At 70.4% G+C, this 12,687-nt stretch carries 14 protein-coding genes; 7 read left to right on the forward strand and 7 right to left on the reverse strand.

Annotated features, from left to right (window positions below; genetic code table 11):
* Positions 1-28 precede the first annotated feature (28 nt).
* Positions 29-1,102, reverse strand: coding sequence for an alpha/beta fold hydrolase (locus tag FB384_RS03685; RefSeq protein ID WP_183779149.1), 1,074 nt, complete (start codon positions 1,100-1,102; stop codon positions 29-31).
* 74 nt (positions 1,103-1,176) lie between these two features.
* On the opposite strand from FB384_RS03685, the gene FB384_RS03690 reads away from it, so the two are divergent.
* Positions 1,177-1,800, forward strand: a complete 624-nt coding sequence (locus FB384_RS03690; protein WP_183779151.1) for a TetR/AcrR family transcriptional regulator — start codon at positions 1,177-1,179, stop codon at positions 1,798-1,800.
* Here the strand turns inward: FB384_RS03690 and FB384_RS03695 are convergent.
* Positions 1,739-2,722, reverse strand: coding sequence for an alpha/beta fold hydrolase (locus FB384_RS03695; RefSeq protein WP_221213379.1), 984 nt, complete (start codon positions 2,720-2,722; stop codon positions 1,739-1,741). The two genes, FB384_RS03690 and FB384_RS03695, sit on opposite strands and share 62 nt — an antisense overlap.
* Before the next feature lie 20 nt (positions 2,723-2,742).
* Entirely contained in the window at positions 2,743-3,648 is a 906-nt protein-coding gene (locus tag FB384_RS03700) for an AurF N-oxygenase family protein (protein WP_183779153.1), read from the reverse strand.
* Positions 3,649-3,770: 122 nt separating this feature from the next.
* Between FB384_RS03700 and FB384_RS03705 the strand changes: the two genes are divergently transcribed.
* Positions 3,771-4,577, forward strand: coding sequence for a TetR/AcrR family transcriptional regulator (locus FB384_RS03705; protein WP_183779155.1), 807 nt, complete (start codon positions 3,771-3,773; stop codon positions 4,575-4,577).
* On the forward strand, positions 4,574-4,900 hold the full coding sequence (locus FB384_RS03710) for a DUF4873 domain-containing protein (protein ID WP_183779157.1): 327 nt from the start codon (positions 4,574-4,576) through the stop codon (positions 4,898-4,900). The genes FB384_RS03705 and FB384_RS03710 overlap by 4 nt, the downstream gene beginning before the upstream one ends.
* A 75-nt stretch (positions 4,901-4,975) precedes the next feature.
* Here FB384_RS03710 and FB384_RS03715 read toward each other — a convergent pair whose 3' ends face one another.
* Both FB384_RS03715 and FB384_RS03720 read right to left on the reverse strand, forming a co-directional pair.
* Complete coding sequence (locus FB384_RS03715) at positions 4,976-5,206, reverse strand: DUF3107 domain-containing protein (RefSeq protein ID WP_183779159.1); 231 nt, start codon at positions 5,204-5,206, stop codon at positions 4,976-4,978.
* Positions 5,207-5,278: 72 nt separating this feature from the next.
* Positions 5,279-5,935 carry a ferritin-like domain-containing protein gene (locus FB384_RS03720; protein WP_258938284.1) on the reverse strand — a complete coding sequence of 219 codons (657 nt, stop codon included), beginning with the start codon at positions 5,933-5,935 and terminating at the stop codon, positions 5,279-5,281.
* Between the two features lie 321 nt (positions 5,936-6,256).
* Between FB384_RS03720 and FB384_RS03725 the strand changes: the two genes are divergently transcribed.
* Genes FB384_RS03725 through FB384_RS03735 form a run of 3 tightly spaced genes read left to right on the forward strand, consistent with a single transcriptional unit; the run spans position 6,257 to position 10,174 of the window.
* Entirely contained in the window at positions 6,257-8,020 is a 1,764-nt protein-coding gene (locus FB384_RS03725; protein WP_183784916.1) for a DEAD/DEAH box helicase, read from the forward strand.
* A gap of 5 nt (positions 8,021-8,025) precedes the next feature.
* Positions 8,026-9,330, forward strand: coding sequence for an Rv3212 family protein (locus FB384_RS03730; RefSeq protein ID WP_323985113.1), 1,305 nt, complete (start codon positions 8,026-8,028; stop codon positions 9,328-9,330).
* Positions 9,331-9,343: 13 nt separating this feature from the next.
* Complete coding sequence (locus FB384_RS03735; RefSeq protein ID WP_183779163.1) at positions 9,344-10,174, forward strand: alpha/beta fold hydrolase; 831 nt, start codon at positions 9,344-9,346, stop codon at positions 10,172-10,174.
* A 217-nt stretch (positions 10,175-10,391) separates the two neighbouring features.
* Here FB384_RS03735 and FB384_RS03740 read toward each other — a convergent pair whose 3' ends face one another.
* Complete coding sequence (locus FB384_RS03740) at positions 10,392-11,339, reverse strand: LysR family transcriptional regulator (RefSeq protein ID WP_183779165.1); 948 nt, start codon at positions 11,337-11,339, stop codon at positions 10,392-10,394.
* Between the two features lie 90 nt (positions 11,340-11,429).
* On the opposite strand from FB384_RS03740, the gene FB384_RS03745 reads away from it, so the two are divergent.
* Entirely contained in the window at positions 11,430-11,981 is a 552-nt protein-coding gene (locus FB384_RS03745) for a sugar O-acetyltransferase (protein ID WP_221212637.1), read from the forward strand.
* Between the two features lie 244 nt (positions 11,982-12,225).
* Here FB384_RS03745 and FB384_RS03750 read toward each other — a convergent pair whose 3' ends face one another.
* On the reverse strand, positions 12,226-12,582 hold the full coding sequence (locus tag FB384_RS03750) for a hypothetical protein (RefSeq protein WP_183779167.1): 357 nt from the start codon (positions 12,580-12,582) through the stop codon (positions 12,226-12,228).
* Between the last annotated feature and the right edge of the window lie 105 nt (positions 12,583-12,687).

Genomic DNA, 12,687 nt, shown 5'->3' on the forward strand with positions numbered 1-12,687 from the left:
CGCGCCGCATGCGGTCTCACCCGGCGGGCTACCAGCGGCCGCCGGTGAGGTGTTCCCACATGCCCAGGACCGCTCGCGCCACGGTCACGGGACGTTCCATCTGGGCGACATGCCCCGTGCGGGGCAGCACCAGCAGCCGAGCCGACGGGATCGCATCGGCCGTACGCCGGGCGCGTCGCACCGAGATCACCCTGTCCTCGGTTCCCCACACCACGAGCGTCGGCACCTGCACCTGCGGCGCGGCCGACCACAGCGATCCGGGCCCCGGTGTGAACCACGACCGGAAGATCTCCAGCGTGCTGCGCGCCAGCGCGGCACCTGCCCACGCGTACTTCGAGCGCGCCGCGAACTCCTCGGCCTGCTCGGTGAGCCGGTGCCGCGGGAACCGGTCGGCGTCGGCGTAGACGAGCCGGATCGTCTGCAGCGCCCGTTCCTCGGGGGTCAGCCGCGCCAGCTGTCTGCGCGCGGGCGTGCCGATCACGGGCAGCATCGCCAGTGCCATCCGCGGGTCGGACAGTCTGCGCGGGTCCGGCCTGCGGTCGGGCATCGCAGGCGAGACGAGTGTGAGCGTGCGCACGAGTTCGGGCCTGCGCGCGGCAAGCAACAATGAGACCGCCCCGCCCATCGAGTTGCCGAACAGGTCCACCGGACGTCCCAGCGACTCGAGGTAGCGGGCGACGACGTCGGCGTGCGCGTCCAGGCTGTAGGGGAACCCGCGGGGCGGCTCGGAGAAGCCGAATCCGGGCAGGTCCAGCGCGATCCCCTCGGCCTGCGGCGCCAGCTGTGCGGCCAGATCCGTCCAGTTCGTCGAGGAGCCGCCGAGGCCGTGCACGTACACCGCCGTCCGGTCCGGCAGGCCGGGCGTGCGCCGCACGTGGAGCCGCGCTCCGTCCTGGCCGCGGTCGTCACCTCCGCCGATGGCTTCCCACGAGCCCTCCCACGGGGGCAGCATCGGGTCGTAGGCGGGCAGCGACGCCCGTGACAGGGGCACGTGTGTCAACGGCCCGCGGCGCGTGTCCGCGGGCCGGACGGCAGGGCGCTGCCGGTGCTGCGGGATCGGGGCACTCGTCGACGATGCGGTCTCGAACACGACGTCCAGCATGCCGCATGAACTCGATGTTTGGCGTTACTTACATACTGGCGAGTAATGTGCCCTGGGAAGTCTGGAGGCAAGAGATGACCGAAACGGCGCACGGCAAGGGCGTGCGGCTGCCCCGCACGCAGCGACGTGCCCAACTGCTGACCGCGGCACAACAGGTGTTCGCTGCGAACGGCTACCACTCGGCGGCCATGGACGACATCGCCGAACAGGCGGGTGTCAGCAAACCGGTGCTCTACCAGCACTTCCCCGGCAAGCTCGAGCTCTACATCGCGCTGCTGGAAAGCCACGTCGACGACCTGGTGCGCGCGGTCGAGGACGCGCTCTCGTCCACCACGGACAACAAGCAGCGGGTCCAGAACGCCGTCGGCGCGTTCTTCGACTTCGTCAACGGCGACGCCGGTGCGTTCCGCATGGTCTTCGAATCCGATCTCCGCGGCGAACCCGACGTGCAGCGGGCCGTCGACAGGGCGACCAGCGCGACGGTGGACGCGATCGCCAAGACGATCATGTCCGACGCCGGGCTCGACGCGGAGCGGGCGCGACTGCTGGCCGTCGGCCTCGTGGGCATGAGCCAGGTCAGCGCACGCTACTGGCTGGATCGCGGCAGCGACGTCAGCCGCGACGACGCCGTACGGCTCACGTCGACGTTGGCGTGGCGCGGGATCGGCGCGGGCTTCCCGCTTCAGCACCCCCTGTAGCGGCACGGTCCGTAGCGGCACCGTCCGCTGCCGTGCCCCCGGGCACGGCGGTGGTACCGGCGTCGGCGATCAGACCGGCGATCGCATCGGCGACACCGGTCCAGCGCTCCTGCGTGATCATGTGCCCCGCACCAGGGAACAGCACGAACCGCGCATGGGGCAGCTCCTCGGCGATGGCCTCCGCGTGCTCCACCGGCGTGAGCCGGTCCCGGTCACCGACGAGCACCACCGTCGGCACGGTCGCCAGCGCCGCCAGTGCGGTCACACGGTTGTGCAGCGAGATCGCGTTCTGGAACCCGCCGATACTGCGCGGATGCGCCTTGCGCAGCTGTTCCGCGACCGAGCGCACGTCGTCCTTCCGCGGCCGTTTGCCGAACACCAGGAACCGGCCGCCCAGTGCCGCCAGCGGCCGTGCCACCGGCAGCCGCTCCCGCCGGTAGGCCACCAGCAGCTTGGCGAGCCGGCGTTCCAGGCGCGCTGCACCCCTGCCCAGCGCGCCCGGAAAGCCGAGCGTGAGGCGGTCCATGTTCCCCGACGACGTCGCCACGAACGCCGCCCCGGCGACGCGTCGGGCCACCAGGTCCGGGTGCCGGTCCGCGAGCGCCATGATCGTCATGCCACCCATCGAATGCCCTGCCAGCACGATCGGGCCCGACGGCACCTGCGTGGCGATGACCTCGGCGAGGTCGTCGGCCAGCCGGTCGATCGTCGCCGACCGCGGCCCCGCGGGGTCGGAGTCGCCGTGACCGCGCAGGTCGTAGCGCACGGTGCGCACCCCCGGGGAGAGTTCGCCCACCACGCGGTCCCAGGTGCGCCGATCCTGGGTCCACCCGTGCACGAGCACGAGCGTGACCCGATGGTCGCCGCCGCCTTCCGGTTCGCTGGTCTCGACGGCGATGCGCGCGCCGTCCGACGCGGTCACGGTCGTCACCACGGATGCCCTCACTTGTTCGGCAGCAGGCCCGCGCTGCGCCACAGCCTCATGCCGGGCGCGCCGACCAGGCCGGCCTCGTCGAGGAACGGCATGATCTTCTCGCCCGAGAACAACAGCGTGGCCCGCCAGTGCGGATTGTTCAGCGCAGCCTGGTACCCCTCCTTGGGGCGGATGCCGACGGCTTTGTAGACGTGCGGGTTGATCAGGCTGCGGCAGATGTGCCAGGACACGAACGCGATCATCCAGCGCTGGTAGGCCAGCTCGACCTTGCCCATGCCCTTGATCCGGCGGGTCACCTCTTCGCGCGCGAACGTGACGTGCCGCGCCTCCTCCAGCACGTGGATGCGGTTGACCATGCGCACCAGCGGCTGGATCTGCGGGTCGTTCATCTGCTCGCGCTGGAGCCGGTCGAGGATCTCCTCGGCGACCAGGATCGAGCCGTACAGCGCGGGGCCGTATCCGATGATCGGGAGGATCCTGGCCAGTCGGTGCCGCCACTTCACCGGGCCGTAGTGCGGGCAGTCGAACCTGTTGGACATGCGCGCGAACATCGTCGAGTGTCGGCACTCGTCGGCGATCTCGGTCAGCGCGTACTGCGCGTGACTCGTGGTCGGGTCGCCGTTGTCGACCTCCTTGAGCAGCAGCTGCATGAGGATGACCTCGAACCAGATGCCGTTCGTGGCGATGCTGGCCATCTCGTGCTTGCCGAGCTCGATGCGCTGCTCGGGCGTGAGCCTGTCCCACAGTTCGGTGCCGTAGAGGCTCGAACGTTCCTCGGGGATGAACCGCTTGCCCTCGACGAGGGGAGCGTCCCAGTCGATGTCGACTTCAGGGTCGTAGAACTTGTTGGCCGACGACTTCAGAAGACGCTCAGCGGTCTTCTCCCGCCCGGCATCGCCCAGGGTCCGCGTCATTGCGGCCTACCACCTTTCACAGCTGACGGCTGGCTGCTCCCCGGCCGGCCCGCAATCCGGGGCTGCTCCGGGAGCACCTGTCGCAGTTCATGTAACTTCCAGTAACAGTTACTTCTGGTAGCATGAAAGGCATGCCGGACCCTGTCAAGTCGAGCAAGAAGAAGTCGTCCGACAAGGCAACACCCGGAAGTGGTGACGCCCGTAAGGACCGTTGGCGCAAGCACCGCATCGCACGCCGGGCCGAGTTCGTCGACGCGGCACTCGCCGCGCTCGAGGAGCAGGGCCCCGACCTCGGAATGGAACACGTCGCAGCCGCGGCGGGCGTAACCAAGCCGGTGCTCTACCGCCACTTCGAGGACAAGGCGGACCTCTACCTCGCCCTCGGCGACCGCGGCACCGAGATCCTCTTCGAACGCCTCATGCCCGCGATCAACACCGAGCTCGCCCCGGTACCCCGCATCCGCACGGCGCTCGACGCGTTCTTCACCGTGCTCGAAGAGCACCCCAACCTCTACCGCCTGCTCGCGCGCAGACGGTTCGCCGACCGCCCGCTGGACTCGGAGGTCACCGACGTCGTCGCGGAGGACAAGGCGCTCATCGCCAACGCGCTGACCGCGCTGCTCGGGGACTACCTGCGCATGTTCAACGTCGACTCCGGCGCGGCCGAACCCTGGGCGCACGGCGTGGTCGGGCTGGTCCACAACACCGGCGAATGGTGGTTGGCCAGGCGCAGCATGAGCCGCGACGCCGTGGTGGAGTACCTGACCCAGATCATCTGGGCGGCCATCGACGGCCTCGCCAGGCAGCACGGCATCGAGATCGACCCCGACCGGCCGGTCGATACCAACAAGATCGTCCAGTTCAGCCGCAGCGAGGACGCCGGCGACGACACCGCACGCCCCATCGACGAAGCTGGAGCAGCACAATGAGCGAACACGACGAGGACGGCTACACCGGCGCGGCGACACTGCTGGTGGACGAGACCGAAGTGGCGGTGGAGGTGCACCTGCGCGGCCACTTCCAGCCGATCGACGGCTACTACCACTGGTACGGCCGGATCAAGCCCAACGACGAGCTCATGACCCTCACCGGCGGCAAGAAGCGGAAGGTGCGACTGAGCACCCCGGAGGGCACCGCCGAGGGCGAGATCTCCGACCCCGACCCGTGGGACCGGTACCGGATCATGGGCACGAGCACCCCGCCGTTCGCGGTGCCGACCACCCTCGAAGAGGTCGAGGCGACCGCGCACTGAACCTGCCCGCACACGACGAACGCCGCGCCTCCCGATCCGGGAGGCGCGGCGTTCGCTGGTTCGAGGGGCGGCGGATCAGCCGCCGACGGCGAAGCCGACGCGACGGGAGTCCGACGGCGCGATCTCGACGTAGGCGATGCGGTCGGACGGGACCAGGTACTTACGGCCCTTGTCGTCGGTCAGGCTGAACAGGCCGTCGTCGGCACCCAGCGCTTCGGCGACCAGCTTCTCGACCTCCTCGGGCGTCTGGCCGCTGGACACCACCAGCTCCCGCGGGGTGTCCTTGATGCCGATCTTGACCTCCACGTGCAACCTCCGCTGCGAAAAAGTTGAGCCTGTTCGTTCCCCGTCCAGGCTAGCGCGCCGGACGTGTTCCACTCAGCCGAGGCCGAGGACCTGCATGCGCTTGGCGTGTCCCTGCTGGAGTTTGCGGAACAACGCGGCGATCCCGGACAGGTCGACCGAACCGGCCACGATGAGCTCGGCGAGCCCGTCCCGCTCGGCCACGATGTACTGCGCCTGCGTCAGCGCCTCCCCGAGCAGCCGCCGCGACCACAGCGACAACCGGTCGCGCTGGGTGCTGTCGGCCTCGATGGCAGCCGCCACCTCGCGTTCGGCGAACGCCGAATGGCCGGTGTCGTCGAGCACCGTGAGCACGATGCGCCGCACCTCGTCGTCGAGCACGGTCGAGAGCTCGCGGTACAGGTCCGCGGCCAGGTTGTCGACGACGTACGCCTTGACCAGCGACTCCAGCCACGTCCGCGGCGCCGTCGACTCCTGGAACGCGTCGACGTGCTTGCGGAACGGCTGCATCGCCTCCTCGACCGAAGCACCGTGGGCGTACAGGTGGTTGGCGAGCATCTCGTAGTGCCCGATCTCCGCGCCTGCCATGGACGCCAGTGCGACCCGCCCGGCCAGGGTCGGAGCCGATCGCGCATCCTCGGCCAGCCGATCGAACGCCGACAACTCGCCGTAGGCCAGGACCCCGAGCAGGTCGACCACGCCGCTACTGATTTCCGCACGCGCCTCCGTCACGCCGTTCACCGTAGTCGAGAGCGCAAACCGGCCAGCAGTTACCAACGACACGTGATCGAATGCGGCAGGCATCACGATATGTCGGCGTCTTCGCTGTACACTTGAGAACCGAGAGCGATTTTCACCACTCGTGAACGCCGCGAAAGACATATTCGTGGCACGTGAACACGCAGGTGAGAAGCAATGTGCGTGCACGCCTCGGCGATGTTCCCACACCGTATTTCTTCGCTGGTCATGAACGCGAAAGCACGGATGTGAGTGTGGTCGAGCCATCGCGGTATATGCCTGGCTTGCGCGCCGGTATGAGAGAGGCGATTTCCCATCATCCAGGACCAGAACCAGACCGCCGGCACCGATAGCGCCGACGGTCCCGCCACCGATGTCGCACCCGACGTCTCCCGGCCCGCGGCGGAAGCCGAAACGCCGGCCTTCGCCGAGTTCGGCCTGAAGCCCGAGATCATCTCGGCGCTCGAGGCGTCGGGCAAACACCGCACCTTCGCCATTCAGGCGCTGACGCTGCCGCTGGCCCTCAAGGGCGACGACGTCATCGGGCAGGCCAGGACCGGCATGGGCAAGACCCTGGGCTTCGGTGTCCCGCTGCTGCAGCGGCTCGACACGCCGGGCGACGGCACGCCGCAGGCGCTGATCGTCGTCCCCACCCGCGAGCTGTGCGTGCAGGTCACCAAGGACCTCGCCGAGGCGGGTGCGAACCTCGGCATCACCGTCGAGTCGATCTACGGCGGCAGGCCCTACGAACCGCAGATCGAAGCGCTGCAGCGCGGCGTCGACATCGTCGTCGGCACCCCCGGCAGGCTGCTGGACCTGGCCGAACAGCGCCACCTGGTGCTCGGCAAGGTGCGTTCGCTCGTGCTCGACGAAGCCGACGAGATGCTCGACCTGGGCTTCCTGCCCGACATCGAGCGCATCCTGCGGATGGTGCCGGACGAGCGGCAGACAATGCTGTTCTCGGCCACCATGCCCGGCCCGATCATCACCCTGGCCAGGACGTTCCTGACCCAGCCGACGCACATCCGCGCCGAGGAGAACGACGCGGGTGCCATCCACGAGCGCACGACGCAGTTCGTCTACCGGGCACACTCGCTGGACAAGCCCGAGCTGGTCGCGAAGGTGCTGCAGGCCACCGACCGTGGCCTGACGATGATCTTCACGCGCACGAAGCGCACCGCGCAGAAGGTCGCCGACGAGCTCACCGACCGCGGGTTCGCCGCGGCGGCCGTGCACGGCGACCTCGGCCAGGGCGCGCGGGAGCAGGCGCTGCGCGCCTTCCGCTCCTCCAAGGTGGACGTGCTCGTCGCCACCGACGTCGCCGCGCGCGGCATCGACGTCGACGACGTGACCCACGTCATCAACTACCAGATGCCCGAGGACGAGAAGACCTACGTCCACCGCATCGGCCGCACCGGCCGTGCGGGCAAGACCGGCGTGGCGGTCACGCTCGTCGACTGGGACGAGATCCCTCGCTGGAAGCTGATCTCCGACGAGCTCGGCCTCGGCCAGCCGGAGCCGGTGGAGACCTACTCGACGTCCAAGCACCTCTTCTCCGACCTCGGCATCGCCGAGGACGCGACGGGCCGCCTGCCGCTGAGCAAGCGCACCCGCGAGGGCCTGGCCGCGGAGGACGCCGAGGACCTGGGCGACAAGCGGCGCGAGCGGGGCGGGTCCCGCGAGCGCGGCGGGTCCAGGGAGAGCGGCGCGACCCGTTCGCGCAACCGCAAGCCCCGCAGGCGCACCCGTGGCGGCCAGTCCGCCGACGGCGATTCCGCCGAGTCCTCCGGTTCGACGTCGCAGGCCGACAGCGAGAACGGCGCCACGGCCTCGTCCGGTTCGGGCAGGTCGCGGTCGCGCCGCCGCACCCGCAGTGGCGGCAGCGGTTCGAAGCCCGCCACCGAGAGTCACGCCTCGGCCGACGGCGCCGCCTCCGGTGACGCCCAGGCCGACGGCGGCCAGCGTCCCGCGCGCAGGCGTCGCCGCCGTGGCGGCCGCGGCCGGGGCAGCGGCGAGGCCACGCAGGACAACGCTGCGCAGACCACCAACACGAGCGAAACGTCCGCCACGGCAGACTGACATCCGTGAGCTCCACCGGATCATTCCCGCCGGACTCCGGCGGCACGACCGGCGACACGGTCGGTAACAACAGCGGCTCCGCATCGACCACGGTGCGGAGCCGCCGCTCGCCGTGGGACCGCCGCCGCGACCGCATCGCGGCGGCGCTGCTCGGCGTGGCGGCCGTCGTGGCGGGCCTCGTCGTCTGGGCCGGCAGCGACAGCAGGGCCACGATCAGCGAGACCGCGCCCCCGCCCGCGAACACCCCCGCCCAGCCGGCGTCCGTGCCCGCCGAGTTCCACGAGGCGTGGCGGGCGCCGAGCGCAGCGACCCCCGCGCCCGTCGCGACCGCGGGCACCGTGATCACCGGCGACGGCGGCGAGGTCACCGGCAGGGACCCCGAGACCGGCTCGGTCCGTTGGCGGTACGCCCGCGACCTGCCGCTGTGCACCGTCGGCGCCGAGTGGGAACGCGCACTCGCCGTCTACCGCAAGGACGCGGGCTGCAGTGAGGTCACCCAGCTCGACGCCGGAACCGGCACGCGCACCGCGCAGCGCAACGGTGACGCCGAACGCGGCACCAGGCTCCTCGGCGACGGCGGATACGTGACCACCACGGGCGATCGACTGCTCAACACCTGGCGCGACGATCTGGTGAAGAGCATGGAGTTCGGCCGGGTGTACGCGCAGGTCAACGCGGGGTACCAGCCGCGGCCGAACTGCCGGTACGGCACCGTCGCCGCGGCGTCGGGCCGGGTCGGCGTGATCGAACGCTGCCCAGGCCGCACCGGTGCCCTGCTGACCGTGCTCAAGGCCGCGCCCGAGGAGTCCGACCAGCCGGAACAGGAGTTCTCCCAGACGTTGCCCGAACGAGGCGCCAAGCTCGTCGCGATGGTGCCGGGCGGCTCGGCGGTGCTGCTGCCCGAGGCGAAGGAACTGGTGCTGTACGACGCCAAGGGCCGGGAGCGGACTCGGTATCCGCTCGACCTTCCCCGGTCCGATCTGGACCGCGAACCGCGCGACGGGGTGATGCCCACCGTCCGCGGACCGCGGAACGTCTACTGGTTCACCGGATCCCGCACCATGGCACTGTCCACGGCGGACCTGACTCCGCAGTGGACGGTGCACAACACGCGCGGCGCCGGAACGTCGTACGCGGGCCGGTATCTCGCACCGATCGGCGGCGGCCTGGCCGTGCTCGACCCCGCGAGCGGCGACACGGTCCGCACGATCGCCGTCGACCGAGACGACCATCGAGGACAGATCACCATGGCCACCGCGGGCCCCGTCGTGCTCGAACGCCGCGGCGACGAGGTGGTGGCACTGCGATGACGGGAGACCCCCGATGACCGCGTTCTCCCAGCTGTCCCCGCACGGCGGCAGGCGCATCGACCTTCCCGGCGGCATCGCCGCGCTGTCCGGCCCCGCGCCGGCCGATGCGGGCGGCACCGCACTGCTCGTACCCGGCTACACGGGGTCGAAGGAGGATTTCGCCCCGCTTCTGGACGGCATCGCCGACGGCGGCCTGCATCCGCTGGCGATCGACCTGCCAGGCCAGTACGAGTCACCGGGACCCGACGACGAGACCGCCTACCTGCCGGACCGGCTCGGGGAGGTCGTCGCCGACCTGATCGCCTCGCTCGACGGCCCTGTCGTGCTGCTCGGCCACTCCTACGGCGGGCTCGTCTCCCGCGGCGCCGTGCTCGCGGGCGCGCCGGTCGCCGGGCTGACGCTGCTCGACAGCGGTCCCGCCCGGCTGCCGCACGGCCTCCGTGCACAGGCACTCGAAGCGGGTGAACCGCTGCTGCGCGCCCAGGGTGTCGAAGCCGTCTACGCAATTCGCGAACAGCTCGGCGGGCTGCCCGCCGCGGAACTGCGCGCGTTCCTGCGCACGCGGTTCGTCAGCTCGAGCGCGGCCGGCCTGCTCGGTATGGCCAGGGGCCTGCGCACCGAACCGGACCGCACCGACGAGCTCGCCGCCGCACTCGGCGACCGCCCCGCACTGGTCGTCGCGGGCGAACACGACGACGCCTGGTCGGTCGATCAGCAGAAAGACATGGCCCGCAGACTCGCCGCAGCGTTCACGGTCGTTCCGCAGGCAGCACACTCGCCCAACACCGAGAACCCGCACGCCCTGCTCGACGTCCTGCTCGCCGAATGGCGAGCCTGGATCTAGGGGCGTTCGGGAGCCACGGCCGTAGCCGGTCGTCGCCCCCCGCGTGTTCTGCATTCGGACCCGCGTGTTCTGCGTTCAGCCGCGCGTGTTCTGCGTTCACGCCCGGGTGCTCTGCATTCAGCCGCGTGTTGCGGCTTTCGGGGCCCGTGTTGCGGCTTCCGGGTGCCGGAAATGCTGTGTGGCCGCTCGGCGGTGGTCCGGGCGCCGCCGTGGCCGGTCAGTCGCCCATCCGGTCCGGTGTCCATGCATCGTCCGGTGTCCATGCACCGTCCGGGGTTCGCGGCCGTGTAGTGCGCAGATGGTCGCGCAGTGCGGCGAGCAGCGGGTGCTCATCCCCACTGCGGCACAGCAGGGCATGCGGGTACACGGGTGTGGGTTCGCGCAACGGGATTCGCCGCAGGTCGTGATTCCGAGGCCACAGGTACCGATCCCCGCTGCCGACGAGGCTGGCCAGCGAGGCCGAGTCGGCCAGCGCGTCCATCAGTGCCTCGTCACCGAAGTGGGGACCCAACGCGTCGATGCTCAACCCGAAGGCCTCGGACAGCGCCCGATAGAACGCCTCCCACTCAGATCCCCGCCTGATCCCGGGGATCCAGATGCGGTGGCCGGCCAGGTCCGCCGGCCTGACCGACGACTCGCTCGCCAGCGCATGGCCGGGCCCGACCAATAGCTCCAGCGGCGCGTCCAGCAGTCGTTCGGCTCGGATACCGGCAGGCACCTGGGATGCCGGCAGGGCGCGGAACGACGCGTCGACCGTTCCGTCGAGCACGGCTTGGGCGGCCTGGACCGCGTTCTCGTCGCTCAACGTGACCGCGTCCAGGTTCATCTCCGGGTGGGAAAGGTAGAACCGGTACACGGCCTGGGCCGGAGCGATACGCCGGTTGAGGACATCGACCCGCAACGGCCTGCTGCCGGGGCGCACGGCTAGCTCGGCTTGATCTAGAGCGTTGAGGACGTTCTTGGCGTGCGGCAGGAAGACCTGCCCGTCCAGCGTCGGCCGGGAGCCGCGGGAGGTCCGCACCAGGAGCGAGACCTCGAGATGACGCTCCAGGACGGCGATCCGCTTGGAGACCGCCTGCTGGCTGATCCACAGCTCGTCCGCCGCGGCCTGGAACTGGCCTGTCTCGGCGACGGTCACGAACGTCCGGAGCGCGTCGATATCCACATCGTCACCGTACTTTCACAACCGTCAGTTGTATCGCGTGCGGCGTAGTGTTGTTTGATTACGACTTCCGTGCGGTGGTGGGATCAGCGCATGTCCACCCGCACAGACCAGGTCATGTACGTCCACACGCCCGAGTTCGCGCACCACGCGGAACGGATCGCCGAGGTGACCGACGCGACGTCTCGGCTGAACGTGCTGCCGTTCAGCGACCACGAGAAGCGCGCCGAACTACTTTCCGTTGTTTTCGGCGGCCCACTCCCGAATTCGGTGACCATCTATCCGCCGCTGTTCACCGAACACGGACTGAACACGACATTCGGGGAGAACGTGTTCATCAACCAGGGGTGCACGCTCATGGACAAAGGCGGAATCCACCTGGGCAACGGCGTCATGATCGCCCCGAAGGTCAGCCTCATCACCGGAGGCCACCCGCTGCGCCTCGCCGAACGTCGCGAGTACCTCTCCTTCGCCCCGATCGTCGTCGAAGACGACGTGTGGATCGGGACGGCCGCCGTGGTCACCCAGGGAGTGACCATCGGAGCCGGTTCGGTGGTCGCCGCAGGCGCCGTCGTCACCCGGGACGTACCCGCAGGCACCCTGGTCGCGGGAGTCCCCGCCCACGTGATCAGAACGATCGAATGACCCCTGGCCGCCCCTCCGGCGGTCCGTGTCCCCTGCCGCCCGCAGCGCGCTACAACCGACACGCGCCGGTTCTCACGGCACTCGAGCGGCCGCCGTTCCAACCCCGGCCACCTCGGCCCGAATCGGCAGAACCGCCACCACCGTTCTCACGGCCTGCGGGCGCACGTAGTCCTCATCGCGGCCGGCCGCGGCTCAGCGGCCGACTGCCCGGCTGCCGCGGACTCACCTCGGCGCAGGCCGGACCTCATGCCCACCAACACGTCCACAGCACGATGCCGGCGAGACCGACCACGCCGACGCCCGCCAGCCCCGCGGCCGGGCCCCGTCCCCGGTCGACCAGCACCACCTGCAGCGCGAGTGCCGCCACCGCACCGAGCAGGTGCCACACGACGACCGCCATGCCCGGCCCGCCGTCGGTGGCGAGCGCCACCACGAGCACCACGACCGCCAACAGCGTGAATCCCGCGGCTACCGAGCCGGTGAAGCCCCGCCACGCGCGCCCGCCCGCCCCCGGCGCGTCCGGTTCGGTCACGGGCGTCTCCAGTGGTTCGGTGCGGTCGGCCGCTGCCGTCGTCCTCGTCCAGCCCGGAGCCCGGGTCACGACACACCCCCTGATGATCGGTCGGCTCCGGCCGTGGCGCGCGCCGAAGTCCCGTCCCCGCCGCGCTCGCCGTCACCGGCCGCGCCGTCCCCAGCGCCGCCGGTG

This window comes from Prauserella sediminis, from assembly GCF_014195435.1.
Taxonomy (GTDB): Bacteria; Actinomycetota; Actinomycetes; order Mycobacteriales; family Pseudonocardiaceae; genus Prauserella; species Prauserella salsuginis.